We start from the raw sequence: 21,105 nt of genomic DNA on the forward strand, positions 1-21,105 counted from the left end.
CGGCATTAGAGCAATTGCCGTCATCAACCGTTCACCCCCGGCAGCCTCCCCTCAATGCAGAGCATCAAGCGGTTCATTCCCGCCTCCTTCGTCGTTCTGTGGGCGACAGGCTTCATCGGCGCGCGCTACGCCATGCCCTGGGCGGAACCCTTCACCTTCCTTGCCATCCGCTTCGTGATCGCGGCGATCCTGTTTGCCGGCCTCACCGTTCTGCTCGGCTCACGCAAGGCGACGCGCGATGAGGCGCTGCACGCGACGGTGGCCGGCATCCTCATGCACGGCATCTATCTCGGCGCCGTCTTCTGGGCGATTCACCGGGGCATGCCGGCCGGCCTTTCGGCGCTGATCGTCGGCCTGCAGCCGCTGATCACCGCCGTGCTCGCCGGAAAATTCCTGGGCGAAGCGATCCTGCCGCGCCATTGGGCAGGCCTTGCCGTGGGCCTGCTCGGCGTCATCATCGTGCTCTGGCCGAAGCTCGGCATGCTAGGCGGCGGCGTCACGCCCGCGACGCTGACCGCCTCGCTCGTCTCGGTGCTAGGCATGAGCGCCGGCACCATCTGGCAGAAGCGCTATGCCTCCGGCGGCGATCTCGTGTCGGCGACGATGTGGCAGTATGTCGGCGGCTCCGCCGTGATGATCGTCGGCTCGCTCCTCTTCGAGACGCGCGCCGTCACCGTCAATGGCGAACTGATCTTCGCCCTGGCCTGGCTGGTCCTGGTGCTGTCGGTCGGCGCCATATTCCTGTTGATGGTGATGATCAGGGACGGCGAGATGTCGAAGGTGGCCTCGCTGTTCTACCTGGTGCCGGCCGTAACCGCTGTCATCGCCTGGGTGCTTTTCAATGAGCAGCTCAACCTGGTGCAGATCGCCGGCATGGCGATCGCGACGCTTGGCGTCGCGCTGGCGACGGCGGGGCAGGGGAAGGGAAGAGGAATTGAGGAATTGAGGAATTGAGGAATTGAAGAACTGAGGAACTGAGGAAGGCGACGATAACTTGCGCTGTGTTTTTTCTTCAATTCTTCATTTCTTCAGTTATTCAATTCTTCATTTCTTCAATTCTTCAATTCTTCAATTCTTCATTTCCTCTATTCCCCAATCCGGCCGATATGGACTCACCCGACCCTCGCCCGCGCCTCCAGATACCGGCTGATCGCGGCGTTGAGCTCGCCGCCGAGGATGAAGATCGCCGATACGATGTAGAGGAAGACGACCGCGATCATGATCGATGCGAGGCCGGCATAGGTCGTCACATAGGACGAGAAATGGTCGAGATAGGTGGCGAAGATCGTTGACCCGACCAGCCATGCAATCAGCGTGAAGACGATGCCGGGAATGATCGAAACGAACCGGCGCTTGCCGGCCGGCAGCCAGATATGCACCGAGAACAGCCCTATGACGATCACTGTCGAGGCGATCACGTAACGCCAGATGGTGATCGTGCCCATATAGGGCTTGATCCATTCCAGATGCGCTTCCGCAAGCCGCGCAAGCAGCGGCGCGAACACCAGAAGCACGCTGATGGCGAGAAAGCAGGCGGTGGCGATCAGGACGAAGATGATGCTTTGCACGCGGCGGTGGATTATACCGCGCGTCTCGGTGACCCGGTAGGCCCGGTTGAGCGAGGTGCGCAGCGCCTCGATGCCGTTGGATGCGAAATAGGCCGCAAGCAGCACGCCATAGGTCAGAAGGTCGGTGCGCCGGACAGTGAGCACATTCTGCACCTCATGCGCGATCGGCTTGGCGATCTGCTCCGGCCATGTGTCGAAGACCAGGTGCACGGCCGTGTCGGCGAAGGCGCGCGCGCCCAGGAAGCTGGCAAGCGTGGTGGCGAAGATCAGGAACGGAAACAGCGCCATCAGCGAGGTGATCGCCAGATGGCTGGCCATCGCCCAGCCGTCATCGGTGGTGAAATGGCCGATCGCATCGTAGAGCACGCGCTTGAGGGCGACGATATTCCGCAGCAAGGGCCCGCGCTCCGCTCGATTGTGTCAACGCCGCGAATATGGGAAGTGATTGCGGCAAATGGCAACCCCAGGTCCCACAACGCGCCCCGCCGCCGAAGAGTTGCGCACCGTCATCGTCAGCGGGGCCTCCTCCGGCATCGGCGCCTATTGCGCGCGGGCGCTGAAGGCGGAAGGCTGGCGGGTCTTCGCCACGGCGCGCAAGCCGGGCGATATCGCCGCGCTCGAGGCCGACGGCATCGAGGCCTTCTATCTCGACTATCGTGAGCCCCAATCCATCGCGGCATTGGTCGAGGGAGTGCTGGAGCGCACCGGCGGCCGGCTCGACGCGCTGTTCAACAACGGCGCCTACGCCCAGCCCGGCGCCGTCGAGGACCTGCCGGTCGCGGCGCTTCGCGAGCAGTTCGAGGCCAATTTCTTCGGCTGGCACGACCTGACCCGGCGCATCGTGCCGGTCATGCGCCGCCAGGGGCACGGCCGCCTCGTCCACTGCTCCTCGATCCTCGGGCTGGCGCCGGTCCGCTTCAGAGGCGCCTATTCGGCCTCCAAGCACGCGATCGAGGGGCTGATGCTGTGCATGCGCCAGGAGCTCGAAGGCAGCGGCATCCACCTCTCGCTCATCGAGCCGGGACCGGTGACGTCGAAGATCGCCAGCAATGGCCTCGCCTGGTTCTTGAAAAACATCGATGTCGAGAATTCCGTCCACCGCGCCGACTATCAGGCGCAACTCGCCAGGCTTCAGGCCGGCGGCAGCGTGTCGAAGCTGAAGCCTGGGCCGGAGATCGTGCACGCAGCACTGCGCCACGCGCTTCTTTCACAGCGCCCGCGCCCGCATTATGTGGTAACGCTGCCGGCCAGGATCGGCGTGGCGCTGAAGCGCATCCTGCCGGCGTCCTTGCTCTATCGCGTGCTCGCCAGGCGCGCCTGACCGAACCCGAACCGGAGCCAGCCAGATGCTCATCGTCTTCAAGATCCTTGCCATCGTAGCGATGGCCGCCGTGGTGATCGTGCTGGTCCGCGGCCTAATCAACATGATGCGCGGCGGCTCGGGCATCACCTCGAACAAGCTGATGCAGGCGCGCATCATGCTGCAGGCCGTGGCCTTGGCGTTGCTGTTGCTGGTGGTCTATTTCACGCGCAAATAGCGCGGGCTCAGCGACTCCAGGAGAAGGTGCAGACGGTTTTCCGGCCGCAATCGTATCAGGAAAGTCGCTTAAGGAGGATGGCGTGGTCAAGCTCAACAAGATCTACACCCGCTCCGGCGACGACGGCACGACAGGGCTCGGCACCGGCGAGCGGCGGCTGAAATCCGACCTGCGCGTCGACGCCTACGGCACCGTCGACGAGGCCAATGCCTGCATCGGCATGGCCCGCATCCACACCGCCACCGAACATCCCGCGATCGACGCCATGCTGTCGCGTATCCAGAACGATCTGTTCGATCTGGGAGCCGATCTTGCCGTGCCGGACGACGGCAAGCCCCTGGACTTCGAGCCGCTGCGCATCGTCGCCGTCCAGACCGATCGCGTCGAACAGGACATCGACGCGCTCAACAAGGAACTGCAGCCGCTGAAATCCTTCGTGCTGAACGGCGGCACGCCGGCCGCGGCCGCGCTCCACCTTGCCCGCACCGTGGCGCGCCGCGCCGAGCGCCTGATGGTGGCGCTGGCGCAGGATCCGGCCGAGCATGTCAACCGCGAGGCGCTCAAATACATGAACCGCGTCTCGGATTTCCTGTTCGTCGCCGCCCGTGCGGTCAATGACAATGGAATGGCCGACGTGCTATGGGTTCCCGGCAAGAACCGCTGAATCCGGAGGCGGGGGAGGCCCGATGTTCATCCCGCTTTACGACACCAACAGGCTGCGCCATATCCGCCTGCAATATGTCACCATCGGCCTGATCGTGGCGAATGCGCTGGTCTATCTGGCGACCACGCTTGGCGGTGAGAACTTCACCAATGCCGCCGTTCTCGGTCTCGGCTTCATCCCATCGGTGGTTCACGACAAGGTCGAGCTGTCGCCCGAATTCGTCGTCATCCCCGAGAGCCTCAGCTACCTCACTTATTCGTTCCTGCATGCCGACATCTTCCATCTCGGCGGCAACATGCTGTTTCTCTGGGTGTTCGGCGACAATGTCGAGGATGCGCTCGGCCACCTCCGCTATCTGATCTTCTACCTGGCCTGCGCCGTCGCCGGCGCCTTCTTCCAGGGGTTGGTGGCCTGGGACTCGCAAGTGCCGCTGATCGGTGCCTCGGGGGCCATCGCCGGCGTCGTCGCCGCCTATCTGATCCTCTATCCCCGGGTGAAAGTCTGGGTGCTGGCCTTTGCCCGCATTCCGTTGCGCATCCCGGCCTTCATTCCGCTGATCCTGTGGATCCTGTTCCAGGTCGTGATGTTTGCGCGAGCCGCTGTGGGCGGCGACGAGGACCAGGTCTCCTGGGCTTGCCATATCGGCGGCATCATCGCCGGATCGATCCTGGTTCTGGTACTGCGCAGCCGCGGCGTGCCGCTGCTGGCCGGCGCCGACGGAGAGCCGGACCCCACGCCGAAGATCCAGCAGCCGCCTGTCCCCGTCGAGCCGGCTGCGGGCGATCCGGCGCAGCCGGCCTCGCAATGGGGCCGTGGAGCAGCGACGCCCCGGGACTGAACCGATTTGGGTGCTTCGTGGGATATTGACGCGCCGGTTTACCGCCACTACGGAAACGGCACCGCTGGGCGGATATTCCGCCCATAATGTCGGCTTTCGACAACTCTGACAGGGCGCACGCTGCTATAGCGCCCCGACTATCTCAGGAGAGGTGACAGGAAAATGAAGATCCTTGTGCCCGTGAAGCGGGTTGTGGACGCCAACGTCAAGGTCCGGGTGAAAGCCGACGGACTGGGCGTGGAGCTTGCCAACGTCAAGATGGCGATGAACCCGTTCGACGAGATTGCCGTCGAGGAAGCGATCCGCATCAAGGAAGCCGGCAAGGCCGAAGAGATCGTCGTCGTCTCGATCGGTCCGCAGCAGGCGCAGGAGACGCTGCGCACCGCGCTCGCCATGGGCGCCGACCGTGCCATCCTGGTCAAGACCGACGAGCAGACCGAGCCGCTCGGCGTCGCCAAGGTGCTGAAGGGCGTGGTCGAGGCCGAGAAGCCCGGCCTCGTCATCCTTGGCAAGCAGGCGATCGATGACGATTCCAACCAGACCGGCCAGATGCTGGCCGCACTCCTCGGCTGGTCGCAGGGCACCTTCGCCTCCAAGGTGGAGCTGGCCGGTGACAAGGCCAAGGTGACGCGCGAAGTCGATGGCGGCCTGCAGACCGTCGAGCTGAAGATGCCGGCGATCGTGACCGCCGACCTTCGCCTCAACCAGCCGCGTTATGCCTCGTTGCCCAACATCATGAAGGCCAAGAAGAAGCCGCTCGACGAGAAAAGCCCGGCCGACTACGGCGCCGACGTCAAGCCGCGCCTCAAGGTGATCAAGACCGAGGAGCCGGGCGGCCGTAAGGCGGGCGTCAAGGTGAAGTCGGTGGCCGAGCTCGTCGAGAAGCTGAAGAACGAAGCCGGCGTGCTCTGAGGAAATCCGATGAGGCCAGCCTGCATACGGCTGGCTTCTGCGCTTCCGGTGCTCACGTATAGATGTACGCTCCGCTCCGGTTCTCGAAACCAACCGTTTTCGGCTCGGCCTGACCGGATTTCAGGGAGCCTTGAAGACGAAAGTCAGGGATAAAACAATGGCAATTCTGCTTATCGCCGAACACGACAATGCAAGCCTTTCCGACCAGACCGCCAAGGCGCTGTCGGCCGCGCTCCAGATCGGCTCGGATGTCGACGTGCTGGTCGCCGGCAAGGGCGCCAAGGGCGCGGCCGATGCCGCCGCCAAGCTGAAAGGTGTTCGCAAAGTGCTGCTCGCCGAAGCCGACGAGCTCGCCGAGCGCCTAGCCGAGCCGACCGCGGCTCTCGTGGTGTCGCTTGCGGGTGGTTACGACACGATTATCGCGCCGGCGACCTCCGCCGGCAAGAATATCGCCCCGCGCGTGGCGGCGCTGCTCGACGTCGCCCAGGTGTCGGAAATCATCGAGGTGGTCTCGCCGGATACCTTCAAGCGGCCGATCTATGCCGGCAACGCCATCCAGACCGTGCAGTCGACCGACGCCAAGAAGGTCATAACCGTGCGCACGGCGTCCTTCTCGGCGGCGCCGGAAGGCGGTTCCGCCTCGGTCGAGACGGTCGGCGCCGCGGCCAATCCCGGCCTGTCCTCTTTCGTCGAGAACAAGCTTTCCGAGAACGACCGTCCGGAGCTGACTTCGGCCAAGATCATCATCTCCGGCGGCCGCGCGCTGGGCTCCTCGGAGAAGTTCCAGGAAGTCATCCTGCCGGTCGCCGACAAGCTCGGCGCCGCGGTCGGCGCCTCGCGCGCCGCGGTCGACGCCGGCTATGCGCCGAACGACTGGCAGGTCGGCCAGACCGGCAAGGTGGTTGCGCCCGACCTCTACATCGCCGTCGGCATCTCCGGCGCCATCCAGCACCTCGCCGGCATGAAGGATTCGAAGGTCATCGTCGCCATCAACAAGGACGAGGAAGCGCCGATCTTCCAGGTTGCCGACTACGGTCTGGTCGGCGATCTCTTCGTCATCCTGCCGGAGCTGCAAAAGGCGCTTTGACGCGGTCAGTTCTGGCATATTAAAATCCGAAGGGTGGGGTAGACGAAGTCGCCCCGCCCTTTTAGTTTGCACTGCACAAAAAGCAGGCCGCCAAGGTCTGAGCCATTCCGGCGGTTTGCATCGGAATTGCTAGGAACAAACAAGCAGGAGCGTTCAAGCGGAATTGCTCCGGACGGGATTGGGGTCATGAGCAAGATCGAGACGATCGGCATTGTCGGCGCGGGCCAGATGGGTGGCGGTATCGCCCATGTTTCGGCGTTGGGCGGCTACAAGGTCCTGATCCACGACATATCGGCCGACCGGATCGAGAAAGGCATCGCCACCATCAGTGGCAACATGGCCCGCCAGGTCGGCTCCGGCAAGCTCGATGAAAAGGCGCGCAATGAAGCGATGGCGCGCATCTCGGCCGCCCCGGACATGGCTGATCTTGCCGCCGCCGACCTCGTGATCGAAGCGGCGACCGAGGACGAGACGGTCAAGCGCAAAATCTACGCGCAGCTCTGTCCGCAGCTCAATCCGGAAGCGATTCTCGCCACCAACACCTCGTCGATTTCGATCACCCGGCTTGCCGCCCAGACCGACCGCCCCGAGCGCTTCATTGGCATTCACTTCATGAACCCGGTGCCGGTGATGAAGCTGGTCGAGCTGGTGCGCGGCATTGCGACGGAGGATCAGACCTTCGAGGCGGCCAAGACCTATGTGAAGCACCTCGACAAGACGATCACCGTCTCGGAGGATTTCCCGGCCTTCATCGTCAACCGCATCCTTTTGCCGATGATCAACGAGGCGATCTACACGCTCTACGAAGGCGTCGGCACCGTCGATGCCATCGATACCGCCATGCGGTTGGGGGCCAACCACCCGATGGGGCCGCTGCAGCTCGCCGATTTCATCGGCCTCGACACCTGCCTGTCGATCATGCAGGTTCTGCATGAGGGCCTGTCGGATTCGAAATACCGCCCCTGCCCGCTGCTGGTGAAATATGTCGAAGCCGGCTGGCTCGGCCGTAAGACCAGCCGCGGCTTCTACGACTATCGCGGCGACCATCCGGTGCCGACGCGCTGATTTTTCCGCTTGAACGTCCTCGCAGCGGCTCAGGATGCCGCTGCGAGCGGCAAAGGCGCACGCCGTCTTTCGAAACATCGTCAGGCGAAGCTTCGTCGGGCGCGGCGGAACGCAGCCGCGACCGGCCGTCTTGACGGCATAGCAGGCGGCGTCGGCCCGGGCGATGATCTCGTCGACCTCGCCGCAGCGAGCGGCGGCGACCGCTCCGCTAACCGGCAAACAATTGCCGGCATGATTAAGGTACTGTTTCCAAAACTGTACCGAAGGATCGCTGCGGTGCCTACCAGCGCACGAACAGCCGCCCGCCGATGGCGCCGAGCAGCGTCAGGAAGGCGATGGCGATCGTATACCAGGTGGCGACGAAAAGCGGCGAATCGTCGAAGCAATGCGCGGCATAGAAGGTTGCCGCGAGCCCACCCGCGAGCAGGCCGGCCACCGCGCCCGCCAACACCGGCCGCGTCGGCGCGCCGTAGCGCAGCATGCCGAGGAAGACCGCCAGCGGACCGATGCCGATAAGCGGGATGAAGCTCATACAGATCATCATGTTCGAACCGATAAGCCGCTTGCCCCAATCGGCCTCAGGCACGACGAAGAGCTCCAGAACCACCGCCAGCGCGACCAGAAGCGGCGCGGCGAGCATCCAGGCCATCCTCCGCCTCGTCGAAGCGCCCGGCACCGACAGCGCGCGGATCAGCGCGAAGGCGCTGGCCGCGAGAACCAGCGTGAACACGAATTTCGACATGAAGCGCATCGTGTGCATGGCGGGCATGATGTCGGGGCGCGGCCCGATGGTCGCAAAGAAGACTGCCCCAGCGATCACCACGGCCACGCCCACCGCCAGCCACCAGGCCTTGCCGAGCGGCATCGCCTTGTCCCGGGCGTCGGCGTCGAGCGCTTTGATGAGATCCTCTGTCCTCATATCACTGTCGTCCAAATCGTTTGGCGATCGCGGCGAGGCCGCGATGCAGCGACACGCGCACCGCCGTCTCGCTGATGCCGAGCTTCACCGCCGTCTCGCCGATCGAATGACCGTCGACCGAGATCGAGGACACCACCGAGCGCTGCGCCGGCGGCAGGCCGTCGAGCGCCCGGTTGATGTCGCGTTGGCTCGCCGTTTCCGCCTCCGGCTCGGCGAAGGTTTCGGCGATCTCGTCGATCTCGACCTCGATGCGCCGTCCGCGCCGGCGGAACGCGTCGATCAGCTTGAAGCGGGCAATCGCATAGACCCAGGGCAGCACCGGCGCATCCTCGCGCCAGGTGTGGCGTTTGACGTGAATGGCCAGCAAGGTTTCCTGCACGACATCCTCGGGGTCGACCCCGCCCTGTACGATCTTGCGCCGGACAAAGCCGCGAATGAGAGCGGCAATCCGGTGCAGAAAGTCGGCATAGGCCCTTTCATCGCCCGCGATCGCAGCCCTGAACAGCCCTGAGAGCTCGGCCTCGTCCTTGCCGGTCACAGAGTCCACTCCCCCGATTTCGTGCTTCGGCCCTGGTTTGTTACGTGGCCGGCGAAATAATGTCCAAGCCAAACTGCCGCAAAATCACGAAAGTTTGCGGCGCGGCGACCGTTTGAAGCAGGGTCACAATGTTGACTACAACAATCAGGTATTGGTAGGTGCAGCCGTGCCCGAACCCTTGTCACCAATTTTGAGGACGATGCCCATGAAAATTGCCCTTTCCACGCTTGCCGGCGCCGTGCTGGCGCTCGGCCTGATCGCCGGCCCGGCCATGGCCGAGGATCAAGGCATCGTCGTCTACAACGCGCAGCATGAGAGCCTCGCCAAGGAATGGGCGAAAGGCTTCACCAAGGAAACCGGCATCAAGGTCACGCTGCGCAATGGCGGCGATAGCGACTTCTCCAACCAGATCGTCGCCGAGGGCGCGGCTTCGCCGGCCGACGTCTTCCTGACCGAGAATTCGCCGGCCATGGCCCTGGTCGAGGCTGCCGGCCTGTTTGCGCCGGTCGACGCCGATACGCTGGCTCAGGTTCCGCAGGAATACCAGCCTTCGAGCGGAAAATGGGTCGGGGTCGCCGCCCGCAGCACGGTCTTCGCCTACAACAAGGACAAGCTCAAGGAAGACCAGCTGCCGAAGTCGCTGCTCGATCTCGCCGATCCGAGCTGGAAAGGCCGCTGGGCCGCCTCGCCGTCCGGCGCCGACTTCCAGGCCATTGTCAGCGCGCTGCTCGAGCTCAAGGGCGAAGCCGCCACCGCCGACTGGCTGAAGGCGATGAAGGAGAACTTCACCGCCTACAAGGGCAACTCGACGGTGATGAAGGCGGTCAATGCCGGCGAGATCGATGGCGGCGTGATCTACCACTATTACTACATCGGCGATCAGGCCAAGACCGGCGAGAACAGCAAGAATGTCGGCCTGCACTATTTCAAGAACCAGGACCCGGGCGCCTTCGTCTCGATCTCCGGCGGCGGCGTGCTGGCTTCGAGCAAGCATCCGAAGGAAGCCCAGGCGTTCTTGAAGTGGGTGACCGGCAAGGGCGGCCAGGACGTGCTGAAGAACGGTACGTCCTACGAATATGCGGTCGGCAAGGATGCCCAGTCCAACCCGAAGCTGGTGCCGCTGGTCGATCTGCAGGCGCCGAAAGTCGATCCGGCAAAGCTGAATTCCAAGAAGGTCATCGACCTGATGACGCAAGCCGGCTTGCTTTAGTTCGCGTTCGTCCTAAAAGGGCGAACGACCGTGCTCCCGCGGCAATTCGCCTTCCGCGGGAGCGTTTTTATTTGGAGATCGCTTCGTCGAATGACGATCGGCTGCGCTTCGAGCCGCTTACGCGGCCTGTCAGATCGCTTCCGCCATGCGGCGTCGGCGACATGGTGGCGCGCCTGATGCAGTCGGCGATCGACATGACCCCGGCAAGACTGCCGGCGTCCGGGATGAAGAAGCGGCGGTCCACGTCGTGGATCACGCTCGCCGCCGCTCTCATCTCGCTCATCGCGCTGCTGCCGCTCGCCTTCATCGTCTGGGTCGCGATCCAGACCGGCTGGGACACGGTGGTGGCGCTGATCTTCCGCCCGCGCGTCGGTGATTTGCTGGTCAACACCGCGCTCCTCGTCGCTGTCGCCGTGCCGATCGCCATCGTGCTCTCGGTGGCGCTGGCCTGGCTGACGGAGCGCAGCGACCTGCCGGGCAACCGTTGGTGGTCCTGGCTTTCGGTCGCGCCGCTCGCCATCCCGGCTTTCGTGCACTCCTATGCCTGGATCAGCTTCATTCCGGGCCTGCACGGGCTCTGGGCCGGCGTGCTGGTCTCCGTCATCGCTTATTTCCCGTTTCTCTATCTGCCGATCGCGGCCGCGCTGCGCCGGCTCGACCCGGCGCTGGAAGATGCGGCCGCAGCGCTTGGCCTTGGCCCGTGGCGGGTTTTCGCGCGCGTCGTGCTGCCGCAGCTCAGGCTCGCCATCTGCGGCGGCTCGCTGCTGGTCGGCCTGCATCTCTTGGCCGAATACGGCCTCTATGTCTTCATCCGCTTCGACACGTTCACCACCGCGATCGTCGACCAGTTCCAGTCGACCTTCAACGGTCCGGCCGCCAACATGCTGGCCGCCGTGCTGGTGGTGTGCTGCCTTTTCCTGCTCGCTCTCGAGGTGATGATCCGCGGCGAAGAGCGCTATGCCCGCGTCGGTTCCGGCGCCGCGCGCAAACAACAGAGGGCCCGCCTCGGCCGCGCCACCCTGCCCTGCCTGCTTTTCCCGGCGGGCGTCGCGCTGCTGTCGCTCGGCGTGCCCTTCGTCACCGTCAGCCGCTGGCTGCTCGCCGGGGGCACGGACGTCTGGCGCTGGGACGAGATCGGCCTGGCGCTCGGCCAGACGCTGTTCCTCGCCATTGCCGGCGCGGTGCTTGCGACGATTGCCGCCATGCCGATGGCCTGGATCTCGATCCGTTCCCCGGGGCCGCTGCAGCGCCTGCTCGAGAGCTGCAATTATATCGTCGGCGCGTTGCCGGGCGTGGTCACCGCGCTGGCGCTGGTGACGATCACCGTTCGCGTCGCGCTGCCGCTCTACCAGACGCTATTCACCATCCTGTTCGGCTACGCGCTGATGTTCCTGCCGCGCGCGCTGGTCAGCCTGCGCGCCTCGATCGCGCAGGCGCCGGTGGAGCTGGAACGCGCCGCCTCCAGCCTCGGCCGGTCGCCGGTCAAGGCGCTGTGGTCAACAACCATCCGTCTGTCGGCGCCGGGCGCGGCGGCCGGCATGGCCATGGTGGCGCTCGGCATCACCAACGAACTCACCGCCACCCAGATGCTGGCGCCCAACGGCACCCGCACGTTGGCGATGGCCTTCTGGTCCTATAGCGGCGAGATCGACTACGCCTCCGCCGCCCCTTACGCGCTGATCATGGTGGCGATGTCGCTGCCGATGACCTGGTGGCTCTACATCCAGTCGAAGCGGATGGCCGGACGATGAGCTTTCTCGAACTCAGCGGCGTCGCGAAGAGCTACGGCCCGGTGACGGCCCTCGCCGGCGTCGACTTGACTGCCGAAAGCGGCAGCCGCACCGCGATCGTCGGACCGTCCGGCTGCGGCAAGACTACCTTGCTCAGGCTGATTGCCGGTTTCGAGGCGCCGGACCGCGGCCGTATCGCGCTCGACGGCAAGGTGCTGGCCAATGGCGGCGCCGCCGTGCCGGCTCATCGCCGCGGCATCGGCGTGGTGGCCCAGGATGGCGCCCTGTTTCCGCATCTCAGCATTGCCGACAATATCGGTTTCGGCATGGCGCGTGGCGAAGACAGGCGCAACGAGCGCATTGTCGAGCTCGCCTACATCGTCGGATTGGACAAAGCGATCCTGAAGCGCCGGCCGCACGAATTGTCCGGCGGCCAGCAGCAGCGCGTCGCGCTTGCCCGCGCCATGGCGATGAAGCCGAGGCTTATGCTGCTCGACGAGCCGTTCTCGGCCCTCGACACCGGGCTTCGCGCCTCGATGCGCAAGGCCGTGGCCGAGCTCCTGGAAGAGGCGGGCATAACCACCATCCTGGTCACGCACGACCAGGCCGAGGCGCTGTCCTTCGCCAGCCAGGTGGCGGTGATGCGGGACGGCCTGTTCTCACAGGTCGGCACGCCGCGCGAGCTCTATTTCCAGCCCAGGGACAGGATGGTTGCCGAGTTCCTCGGTGACGCCATCATCCTGCCCGCCAGGATCGCCGATGGCTTTGCCGTGTCGCGGCTCGGCCGCATCCCGGTCGACACGAAGGAACGGCGCGATGTCGCGCGCATTATGCTGCGGCCCGAGCAAATCCTGCTCAAGCTCACCTCGCGCGAAGGTATGTCGGGCACGCCGGACATGCTGTTCGGCGAAGTGACGGATTGCGAATTCGCGGGCTCGATCTGCACCGTCGCGGTGCGGCTGCTCAACAGCCCGGATCCGCCCGATGCGGCCGCGATCGGCAACACGCCGCTCATCCTGCGCCGGACAGGCATGGACGCGCCGGCGATCGGCGAGATCGTCCGCCTCACCGTCGCCGGCAAGGCGCATGTGTTCGCCTAGTTGCCTTGAAAATAATGCAGTTTTGCATTATTCTGGTGCCCGGAGGCGCATCATGACGACATTGACGGTCACGGCGCGGGGCCAGGTCACGTTCCGGAAGGACGTGCTCAAGCACCTCGGCATCCGGCCCGGCGACAAGATCAGGCTCGACCTTCTGCCCGGCGGGCGGGCGGAGCTGAAAGCCGAACAGGGCAAGGGCTCCTGGCAAGAGCTGAGCGGGATGCTCAAGGACAAGACGAACGGCGCACGGTTGTCGATCGACGAGATCAACGATGCGATCGCAGAAGCCGGCGCTTCGGGCGGGATGCGCGGTATCGGGCGCAAGTGAAGATCGGCCTCGACACCAACGTGCTGTTGCGCCTTGTCGTCGGAGACGACGAAGCGCAGCAACGGACAGCCGCCGAGACCCTGGAAAGGGCCGAACTGGTCGCGATCAGCGTTCAGGCCCTCTGCGAGTTCGTTTGGGTGCTGGATAGAACTTACCGGGTCGCGCGTCCCGACATATCCGCCTCGATCCGCCGCATCCTCGACATGCGCAATGTCATAGCCAACCGACCGACGATCGAAGCGGGCCTTGCTGTGCTCGACGCCGGTGGCGATTTCGCGGATGGCGTGATCGCGTTCGACGGTCAGTGGCTCGGTGGCGAAACCTTCGTTTCCTTCGACAGGAAAGCGGCAAAGCTCGTCGAAGGGTCGGGAACGCCCACGTTGCTGCTCGAGTGATCTACCGCACGCGCTGCCCGGTCGCCGGCGACCAGAGCGGCCATTGCTCCAGGAAATCGTGGCTGTGGATGACGACGCGGGCGCCGTCGATCAGGATGATCGAATAGGCGGGCGGCGCCTGCTCGACAACTTCGTCGCCGACGAGATCGAGCATGAAGCGGGCATGCAGGCCGCGCTGCACCGAGAAGGGAATGCCGGCGACGGTGCCGGCTATATCGCGGTGGACATGGCCGAAGAAGATGTAGCGGACATTGCCATGGCGGGTCAGCGCATCGATGAGCCGCTGCGGCTGTTCGAGGCCGAGCGGGTCGAGCAGCGTGAGCCCGAGCTCGACCGGCGGATGATGCAGAAAAATATAGGCCGCCTTGCCCGCCGCCTCGCCAAGCCGTGCGTCGAGCCAGCCAAGCCGGCTGTCGCACAACTCGCCCGTCACGCGGCCTTCCGCCAGACTGTCGAGGAAAATAAGCCGCCCTTCCAGTGTGTCGAAAACCGACTGCACGAAGCCGTTGCCGTCAGTTCCGTTTTCCGGGAAGGCGGCGATAAGATTGGCGCGCCGGTCGTGATTTCCGGGCAATAGACGGTAAGGCACGGTGAGCCGGCTCAGCGCCGCCTTCAGGTCGGCATAGCTCTCGGCCTCTCCGTCATCGGTCAGGTCGCCCGTGAGGACGCAGAGCGTCGCATCGCTGTGACGTTGATTGATATGATCGATGCATCGATCGAGACGCTCATTCAGGTTTGCGCCATAGCGCATCTCGCGCCGACGGCCGAGATGGACGTCGGTGACCTGGATTATCTTCATGCGTGAACCCTCAATCAGTGCTTTCGAAATCGCGGGAAGGATCGCCTACAGCGCCGGCTCCGGCACCGTAGCCTTGAACACGTCGAGCCTGCCGCCTGTCTCCGAGGAGAAGAAGTGCAGGTCCGCTTCGGCGAACTGCAGGCCGACCGTGCTGCCCGGTTCGGGGTGGACGGTCTCCGAGGTCACGATGGAGAACGGCGCGCCGTCGAGATCGACATAGATGACGCGGCCGGCGCCCAATTCCTCGATCAGGTCGACGCTCGCCTCGAGCGCTCCGGGCGTCCCCGGCGCCACCATGCGCACCGCCTCCGGCCGGATGCCGACCGCGACTTTCGCGCCCACGGCAAGGCCCGTGCGCGACACGTTGAGCTTGCGACTGTCGCCGAGCAGCGACAGCCCGTCCAGCGTGACGGTGCCTTCGAGCATGTTCATCGCCGGCGCGCCGACGAAGGTCGCGACGAAGCGGGTTGCCGGCCGGCTGTAGACTTCCGCCGGCGTGCCGACCTGCTCGACGCGGCCGCCATTCATCACCACCAGCCGGTCGGCGAGCGTCATCGCCTCCACCTGATCATGCGTGACGAAGACCGAGGTGGCGCTGAGGCGCCGGTGCAGCTTGCGGATCTCGGAGCGCATCTGCACGCGCAGCTTGGCGTCGAGGTTGGAGAGCGGCTCGTCGAAGAGGAACACTTTCGGCTCGCGGATCATGGCGCGGCCCATGGCGACGCGCTGGCGCTGGCCGCCGGACAGCGCCATCGGCTTACGGTCGAGCAGATGCTCCAGCTCCAGGACGCGCGCCACTGCCTGGACGCGTTGGGTGCGTTCGGCGGCGGGAACGCCGGCCACTTTCAGGGAATAGCCGATGTTCTGCGCCACGCTCATATGCGGGTAGAGGGCATAATTCTGGAACACCATGGCGCAGCCGCGCTCGCGCGGCTCAAGCTTGTTGACCACCGTGCCGTCGATCGCGATCGTGCCGTCGGAAATCTCTTCCAGCCCGGCGATCATCCTGAGCAGCGTGGACTTGCCGCAGCCCGACGGGCCGAGGATGACGACGAATTCGCCCGAAGCGAAGTCGAGATCGACACCGTGCACGACCTGCGTCTTGGCGTAGTTCTTCTTGACGCCGCGAATGGTGATGGAGGCCATTTCCTGTCTCCCTATTTTTCGGTGGCGATCAGGCCGCGCACGAACCAGCGCTGCATCAGCACAACGACGATCATCGGCGGCACCATGACGATCAGCGTGCCGGCCATGGCGATATGCCATTCCGGCGCGCCGCCGACATTGGGGATGAGCTGCTTCAGTTCTGTCACCGCCATCGCGTGCGACTGGTCGGTGGTGATAAGCAACGGCCACAGATACTGGTTCCAGGCCCACAGGAACATGATGGTGCCGAGCGCCGCCATATTGTTGCGCGACAGCGGCAGAAGGATATCGACGAAGAAGCGCAGCGCCCCGGCGCCGTCCATGCGCGCGGCCTCGGTCAATTCGTCCGGCACGGTCAGGAAGAACTGGCGGTAAAGGAACGTGCCGGTGGCGGTGGCGACCAGCGGCAGGATCAGGCCGCTATAGGAATTGAGCAGTCCCAGGCTGAGCTGGACCTGGACCCCCGATATCTTCTGGATCAGCCAGGAAAGTCCCGTCAGGTCCATGATCGCCTGATAAGGATCGAGAACGTTGGCGACCACCGCGTAGGTCGGAACGATGCGCACTTCCAGCGGCAGCATCAGCGTGACGAAGATCAGCCAGAAGATCAGCATGCGGCCGGGATAGCGGAAATAGACGATCGAGAAGGCCGTCAGCGCCGAGACGATCACTTTGCCGGCGGCGACGCCGAACGCCATGATGAAGGAGTTGAAGAGCTTCGGGCCGAGATCGGCCGTCGTCCAGGCCGTCTTGATGTTGACCCAGAAATCGCTGCCCGGCAGCAGCGACATCGGCACGTCGTTCACGTCCTTCAGATTGTGCGAGGCGGCGATCGCCACGATGACGAACGGCGCCACGCAGAATACGAAGCCGGCGAACAGGATCAGATGCGTGAAGACGTTGAGGATCGGGGTGCGCTCGACCATCGCCGCCTCAACGATAATGCACGCGCCGCTCGATGAAGCGGAACTGGACGATCGTCAGCGCGATGATCAAGAGCATCAGGATGATGCTCTGCGCGGCGGCACCCGAATAATCGAGGCCTTTGAAGCCGTCGGAATAGATCTTGTAGACCATCAGATTGGTGGCGTTGGCCGGTCCGCCCGCCGTCATGATGTCGACGATGCCGAAGGAGTCCTGGAAACTCTCGGTGATGTTGATGACTAGCAGGAAGAAGATCGTCGGCGTGATCAGCGGAAACTGGATGTCCCAGAAGCGCCGGATGACGCCGGAGCCGTCCATCGCCGCTGCCTCGATCAGCGAACGCGGGATCGCCTGGAAGGCGGCGAGGAAGAAGATGAAATTATAGCCGACATATTTCCAGGAAAAGGCGATGATGATCGAGGCCATCGCGTCGGCGCCGTCGAGGCCGGGGTCCCAGAAGCCCGGCCAGACCTTGTTGACGACGGCCATGAAGCCGGCCTCCGGCGCCAGGATGAAACGAAACGCCAGCGCCAGAGCGGGCGCGGCGATGCCGTAGGGCCAGATCAGCACGACACGATAGAGCCATGAGCCGGCGAGTTGCCGGTCGGTCAAGGCGGCGAGCACCAGCGCGATGACCATCGCAAGGCCCGTGCTGATGCCGGCAAAGATCATGCTGGCGGTGATGGAATTCCAGTAATCGGCATTGGCGAGGATCGAGCGGAAATTATCGAGCCCGACCCAGATGTTGCCGCCGCCCCAGGGCTGCTGCAGCGTCAGCGACCAGTAAACCGCTTGGCCAGCCGGCCAGTAGAAGAAGGTGAAGATCAGGATGAGCTGCGGCACCGCGAACAGGATGCCGATCGTCCATCTGCCGAAAGTGACGCGTTTCTCCATCGATCCGCCGATGAGTGGAACCACTGGCCCGCCTTCAGGGCAAACCTAGATGTGAAATGGCCGCCCGTCGATTCCCGGCGGGCGGCCGCTCCAACGTCCGGGATCAGGGCAGGGTCTTACCCGGATAGGTCTGCTGGAAGCGCTCGAGGATCGCGTCGCCATTCTTGACCAGCGTGTCGAGGCCTTCCTGCACGCTGACCTTGTTGGCGAAGATCGCCTGCATCTGCGTACCGAACTCGGCGCGGATCTGGGTGAAGTTGCCGAGGCGGATGCCGCGGGTGATCTCGGTCGGCTCCGAAGCGGTCAGGCTCTCGATCGCGACCTCACGGCCCTTGTAGGGCGCCTTGTTGTAGAAGCCGTTGGACTTCATGAAATCGAAGCCCGACTTCGTCACCGGAATGTAGCCGGTGTTGGTCGACCAGAACAACGCGGTCTTGGGATCGTGGATGAAGTTGAGGAAGGCGGCAGCGCCTTTGTATTCGGCGTCCGACTTGCCGGACAGAACCCACAGCGAAGCGCCGCCCACCAGCGAGTTCTTGCGTTCGGTGCCGGCATAGACCGGCAGCTCGGCGACATCCCAGTTCATGCCTTCCTTCTGGGTACGGCCGACCGTGCCGTGGTCGCCGACCGAGGTCAGGATGACCTGGCAAGTGCCGGTGGCGAAGGCCTGCACCATATCCTGGCCGAGGTCCTTCGACTTGATCTTCACCAGGCCGGCGTCATACCACTTCTTCAAGTCGGTGACGTACTGGACGAACTTGGTCTTGTTGACTTCGAGGCGGGCGTCGAGACCGTCATAGCCGTTGTTCTTGGTGGCGATCGGCTGGTTGTGCAGGGCCGAGAACTGCTCCATCAGCTGCCAGCTCTCATTGGCCGAGATGTTGATCGCCATCGGGCAATCATAGCCGGCGTCCTTCAGCGCCTTGAGGTCGGCGCCGACGTCTTCCCAGGTCTTCGGCGCCTCGGTCTTGCCGATCTTGGCGAAGGCGTCCTTGTTCCAGTACATCAGCGCCGTCGAGGAGTTGAAGGGGAAGGACAGCATCTCGCCCTTCGAGGTCGCGTAATAGCGGGCGATGCCGGGGAAATAGTCGCTGTAGTCGATCTTGTAGCCGTTCTCTTCCATCAGCTTGTCGGCGGGCTTGTAGGCGCCCGACAGCATCATCGTGGCGGTGCCGACGTCATAGACCTGGACGACGGTGGGCTGCTTGCCGGCGCGGAACGCCGCGATCGTGTTCTGCAGCGTGGCGTCGTAATTGCCCTGGCTGGTGCAGACGACCTCATAGTCCTTCTGGGAATCGTTGAAGTTCTTGCACAGCGTGTCGACCACGCGGGCGAGGTCGCCCGAAAGACCGAACCAGAAATCGAATTTGACCGGCTCGGCAAAAGCAGGAACCGCGAGCGCGGTGCTGAGCGCGCCGGCGGCAAGGGCAGCGAAGCCCCGCTTGATGATCGTCATGGTTTTCCCTCTTGAGTGGCAGTGTGACAAGGGTTTTGCGCAAGTCCTTGCCCGCTCTCATAGAGAAGGTATGTGACAGTTCTGTTGTGGCCCCTGGACCGGTAAGCGGCCCTGTGGACGGCCGGTCTCTCCTCCCCTGGCAGCGGTCGCGCCGGCATGAAAACGTCACATCGGCGCTCTAGAGAGCTAGGGCGCCGCCAAGCGGCGAAAAGACCTCCGTGATTAACCGGCTAATTGAATGAGAAGAGACATGCTGGTCCCGCAGCTTACGCACGTGCCCGTCGCCGTCCGCAACGCCATGCGGGACGGACCGCGCGACAGCGCCACGCATTTGCGCCACGCCGCCGCCGTTCCCGCCCTCGGGGAGATCGAGATCGGCGGCCGGGCGTCGGGCGGAAGCGTCGGCGAGAGCCTGACGGTGATGGCCTGGAACGTCGAGCGGCTGCGTCATGTCGATGCCATTGCCGCCACGATCGCCGGCCAGGCGCCGCACGTCGTGCTGCTGTCCGAGGTCGACAAGGGCATGGCGCGCTCCGGCAACAGCCATCTTTTGAGCCGGCTTGCCGATCGTCTAGGCCATTCCTACGCCTATGGCGTCGAGTTCCTGGAACTCGGCACCGGCAATGAGGCGGAGCAGGCGGCAAATGGCGGCGCCGAGAACATCGAGGGCTTCCACGGCAACGCCGTAACCAGCGCCGTCCCGCTGCTGCGGCCCTTCCTCGTTCGGCTGGACGCCGCCGGCGCCTGGTTCCTGCCCGAGCACGGCCAGCCGCGGATCGGCGGCCGCATGGCGCTCGGCGGCCAGGTTATGGTGGGCGAGCGCCGGGTCACCGTCGTTTCGGTGCATCTCGAGAACCGCACCAATCCCGCTGGCCGCGCCGACCAGACGCGCCATCTCCTTGACGCCATCGACAGATATGACGCGGACGCGCCGGTCCTGATCGGCGGCGATTTCAACACCCTGACCGCCACCTATGAAGAGCGTCACGCCGATCCGGCCGCATGGCAGGCCCGCATTGCCGCCGAACCGGACCGGCTGATGTGCCCCGACCGCCACGAGCCGCTCTTCGCCATCATGGCCGAACGTGGATACGACTGGCGCGGCGCCAACGCGTTAGACAAGCCGACGCAGCGGCGCGCGGCCAGCGATGCTACACCTGCCGGCCATATCGACTGGTTCTTCACGCGCGGGCTTGCGGCAAGCGCGCCCGCGACGCTGCCGGCGGTGCTGCCGGACGGCAGCCCGAGCGCCGACCACGAGGCGCTGGTGGTGACGGTGCGGGTGAGATAGCGGTCGCGATCAGGGTTCGAGCGCCGCTTCCACCAGCCGCTTGGCGTCCGGGCTCGACCATTCGGCCGGGCCGTTCATATGCGCGATCAGGCAGCCATCGGCGTCGATCAGCATGGTCACGGGAAGTCCGAGCGCCAGCCCGCGCGTCTTCGCTTCGTTGAACAGCGCGATCGTGGGGTCTCGGTAGAAGCCGAGCGTTTGAACGCCGATCTCCTTGAGGAACTTCTTCGGCTTCGTGTCGTCGCCGGTATCGACATTGACGGCGATGACCTCGAAGGCATTGCTGCCCTTTTCCTTCTGCAGCGCATCGAGCGCCGGCATCTCGGCGCGGCATGGCGCGCACCATGTCGCCCACAGATTGAGCAGCACCGTCTTGCCGGCATGGTCGGCAATCGTCATCGGCTTGCCGTCGGGACCGTCGAAGGCAAGGCTCTTCAGCGATTGCGGCGGATCGGCCGGCTGCAGCGCCGCGACCTGGCCGACGGCCTTCGATGCGACACTCTTGGCCCGGTCGGCCTTGGCCGCGCAGGCGGCATCGTCCTTGCCGGCGGCAGCGGCGACCTTCTCCGGCGCGTTGTTGCCAGAACCGCTCTCGCTGACATATACCGCGACCGCGCCGGCCAGCACGCCCGCCATCAAGGCGGCGAGGATGAGCCGCGTAGCCGGAAAAAAGAACCTATTGCCGTCTGCCATTTTCAAAACT

The 21,105-nt window shown here is 64.5% G+C and carries 23 protein-coding genes; 14 read left to right on the forward strand and 9 right to left on the reverse strand.

Features of this window, described 5'->3' with window-relative positions; all coding sequences use genetic code 11:
• The first annotated feature begins 54 nt into the window (after positions 1-54).
• Positions 55-954, forward strand: a complete 900-nt coding sequence (locus tag P9273_RS29270; protein ID WP_278051951.1) for a DMT family transporter — start codon at positions 55-57, stop codon at positions 952-954.
• Between the two features lie 158 nt (positions 955-1,112).
• Here the strand turns inward: P9273_RS29270 and P9273_RS29275 are convergent, their stop codons facing one another.
• Positions 1,113-1,964 (reverse strand): YihY/virulence factor BrkB family protein, encoded by an 852-nt coding sequence (locus tag P9273_RS29275; RefSeq protein ID WP_278051953.1) that lies wholly within the window; start codon positions 1,962-1,964, stop codon positions 1,113-1,115.
• A gap of 58 nt (positions 1,965-2,022) precedes the next feature.
• On the opposite strand from P9273_RS29275, the gene P9273_RS29280 reads away from it, so the two are divergent.
• The 7 genes from P9273_RS29280 (at position 2,023) to P9273_RS29310 (ending at position 7,672) form a co-directional block, all read left to right on the forward strand.
• Positions 2,023-2,889, forward strand: a complete 867-nt coding sequence (locus P9273_RS29280; RefSeq protein ID WP_278051955.1) for an SDR family oxidoreductase — start codon at positions 2,023-2,025, stop codon at positions 2,887-2,889.
• A gap of 25 nt (positions 2,890-2,914) precedes the next feature.
• Positions 2,915-3,106 (forward strand): twin transmembrane helix small protein, encoded by a 192-nt coding sequence (locus tag P9273_RS29285; protein WP_040998521.1) that lies wholly within the window; start codon positions 2,915-2,917, stop codon positions 3,104-3,106.
• Positions 3,107-3,188: 82 nt separating this feature from the next.
• Positions 3,189-3,770: a cob(I)yrinic acid a,c-diamide adenosyltransferase gene (locus tag P9273_RS29290; RefSeq protein WP_278051956.1), complete on the forward strand. Its 582-nt coding sequence runs from the start codon at positions 3,189-3,191 to the stop codon at positions 3,768-3,770.
• Between the two features lie 22 nt (positions 3,771-3,792).
• On the forward strand, positions 3,793-4,608 hold the full coding sequence (locus P9273_RS29295; protein ID WP_278051957.1) for a rhomboid family intramembrane serine protease: 816 nt from the start codon (positions 3,793-3,795) through the stop codon (positions 4,606-4,608).
• A 162-nt stretch (positions 4,609-4,770) separates the two neighbouring features.
• Positions 4,771-5,520 carry an electron transfer flavoprotein subunit beta/FixA family protein gene (locus tag P9273_RS29300; protein WP_278051959.1) on the forward strand — a complete coding sequence of 250 codons (750 nt, stop codon included), beginning with the start codon at positions 4,771-4,773 and terminating at the stop codon, positions 5,518-5,520.
• 157 nt (positions 5,521-5,677) lie between these two features.
• Positions 5,678-6,607, forward strand: coding sequence for an electron transfer flavoprotein subunit alpha/FixB family protein (locus P9273_RS29305; RefSeq protein ID WP_040998527.1), 930 nt, complete (start codon positions 5,678-5,680; stop codon positions 6,605-6,607).
• A gap of 186 nt (positions 6,608-6,793) precedes the next feature.
• On the forward strand, positions 6,794-7,672 hold the full coding sequence (locus P9273_RS29310) for a 3-hydroxybutyryl-CoA dehydrogenase (RefSeq protein WP_040998530.1): 879 nt from the start codon (positions 6,794-6,796) through the stop codon (positions 7,670-7,672).
• Positions 7,673-7,952: 280 nt separating this feature from the next.
• Here P9273_RS29310 and P9273_RS29315 read toward each other — a convergent pair whose 3' ends face one another.
• Both P9273_RS29315 and P9273_RS29320 read right to left on the reverse strand, forming a co-directional pair.
• Complete coding sequence (locus tag P9273_RS29315; RefSeq protein WP_278051961.1) at positions 7,953-8,591, reverse strand: NrsF family protein; 639 nt, start codon at positions 8,589-8,591, stop codon at positions 7,953-7,955.
• Position 8,592: 1 nt separating this feature from the next.
• On the reverse strand, positions 8,593-9,129 hold the full coding sequence (locus tag P9273_RS29320; RefSeq protein WP_278051980.1) for a sigma-70 family RNA polymerase sigma factor: 537 nt from the start codon (positions 9,127-9,129) through the stop codon (positions 8,593-8,595).
• A 205-nt stretch (positions 9,130-9,334) separates the two neighbouring features.
• On the opposite strand from P9273_RS29320, the gene P9273_RS29325 reads away from it, so the two are divergent.
• From P9273_RS29325 to P9273_RS29345, 5 genes are all read left to right on the forward strand, one after another.
• Positions 9,335-10,339: an iron ABC transporter substrate-binding protein gene (locus P9273_RS29325; RefSeq protein ID WP_278051962.1), complete on the forward strand. Its 1,005-nt coding sequence runs from the start codon at positions 9,335-9,337 to the stop codon at positions 10,337-10,339.
• Positions 10,340-10,515: 176 nt separating this feature from the next.
• A complete protein-coding gene (locus tag P9273_RS29330; protein WP_278051982.1) occupies positions 10,516-12,090 on the forward strand; it encodes an ABC transporter permease in 1,575 nt (524 codons plus the stop codon).
• Entirely contained in the window at positions 12,087-13,169 is a 1,083-nt protein-coding gene (locus P9273_RS29335) for an ABC transporter ATP-binding protein (protein ID WP_040998540.1), read from the forward strand. The genes P9273_RS29330 and P9273_RS29335 overlap by 4 nt, the downstream gene beginning before the upstream one ends.
• A gap of 52 nt (positions 13,170-13,221) precedes the next feature.
• A complete protein-coding gene (locus P9273_RS29340) occupies positions 13,222-13,497 on the forward strand; it encodes an AbrB/MazE/SpoVT family DNA-binding domain-containing protein (RefSeq protein WP_040998888.1) in 276 nt (91 codons plus the stop codon).
• On the forward strand, positions 13,494-13,892 hold the full coding sequence (locus tag P9273_RS29345; protein ID WP_278051963.1) for a type II toxin-antitoxin system VapC family toxin: 399 nt from the start codon (positions 13,494-13,496) through the stop codon (positions 13,890-13,892). The genes P9273_RS29340 and P9273_RS29345 overlap by 4 nt, the downstream gene beginning before the upstream one ends.
• A gap of 1 nt (position 13,893) precedes the next feature.
• Here P9273_RS29345 and P9273_RS29350 read toward each other — a convergent pair whose 3' ends face one another.
• The 5 genes from P9273_RS29350 to P9273_RS29370 form a co-directional block, all read right to left on the reverse strand.
• The gene (locus P9273_RS29350) at positions 13,894-14,691 is read right to left on the reverse strand and encodes a phosphodiesterase (protein WP_278051966.1); all 798 of its coding nucleotides are present in this window, start codon (positions 14,689-14,691) and stop codon (positions 13,894-13,896) included.
• A 45-nt stretch (positions 14,692-14,736) separates the two neighbouring features.
• Positions 14,737-15,837, reverse strand: coding sequence for a sn-glycerol-3-phosphate ABC transporter ATP-binding protein UgpC (ugpC, locus tag P9273_RS29355; protein WP_278051967.1), 1,101 nt, complete (start codon positions 15,835-15,837; stop codon positions 14,737-14,739).
• Between the two features lie 11 nt (positions 15,838-15,848).
• A complete protein-coding gene (locus P9273_RS29360) occupies positions 15,849-16,763 on the reverse strand; it encodes an ABC transporter permease subunit (RefSeq protein ID WP_278051968.1) in 915 nt (304 codons plus the stop codon).
• Between the two features lie 7 nt (positions 16,764-16,770).
• Positions 16,771-17,655 carry a carbohydrate ABC transporter permease gene (locus tag P9273_RS29365; protein ID WP_201411946.1) on the reverse strand — a complete coding sequence of 295 codons (885 nt, stop codon included), beginning with the start codon at positions 17,653-17,655 and terminating at the stop codon, positions 16,771-16,773.
• 103 nt (positions 17,656-17,758) lie between these two features.
• A complete protein-coding gene (locus tag P9273_RS29370) occupies positions 17,759-19,111 on the reverse strand; it encodes an extracellular solute-binding protein (protein WP_278051969.1) in 1,353 nt (450 codons plus the stop codon).
• A gap of 250 nt (positions 19,112-19,361) precedes the next feature.
• Here P9273_RS29370 and P9273_RS29375 point away from each other — a divergent pair, with 250 nt between their 5' ends.
• Positions 19,362-20,402: an endonuclease/exonuclease/phosphatase family protein gene (locus P9273_RS29375; protein ID WP_278051970.1), complete on the forward strand. Its 1,041-nt coding sequence runs from the start codon at positions 19,362-19,364 to the stop codon at positions 20,400-20,402.
• A 9-nt stretch (positions 20,403-20,411) separates the two neighbouring features.
• Here the strand turns inward: P9273_RS29375 and tlpA are convergent, their stop codons facing one another.
• The gene (tlpA, locus tag P9273_RS29380; protein ID WP_278051971.1) at positions 20,412-21,095 is read right to left on the reverse strand and encodes a thiol:disulfide interchange protein TlpA; all 684 of its coding nucleotides are present in this window, start codon (positions 21,093-21,095) and stop codon (positions 20,412-20,414) included.
• Positions 21,096-21,105 lie beyond the last annotated feature (10 nt).

The organism is Mesorhizobium sp. WSM4935 (assembly GCF_029625735.1).
Taxonomy (GTDB): domain Bacteria; phylum Pseudomonadota; class Alphaproteobacteria; order Rhizobiales; family Rhizobiaceae; genus Mesorhizobium.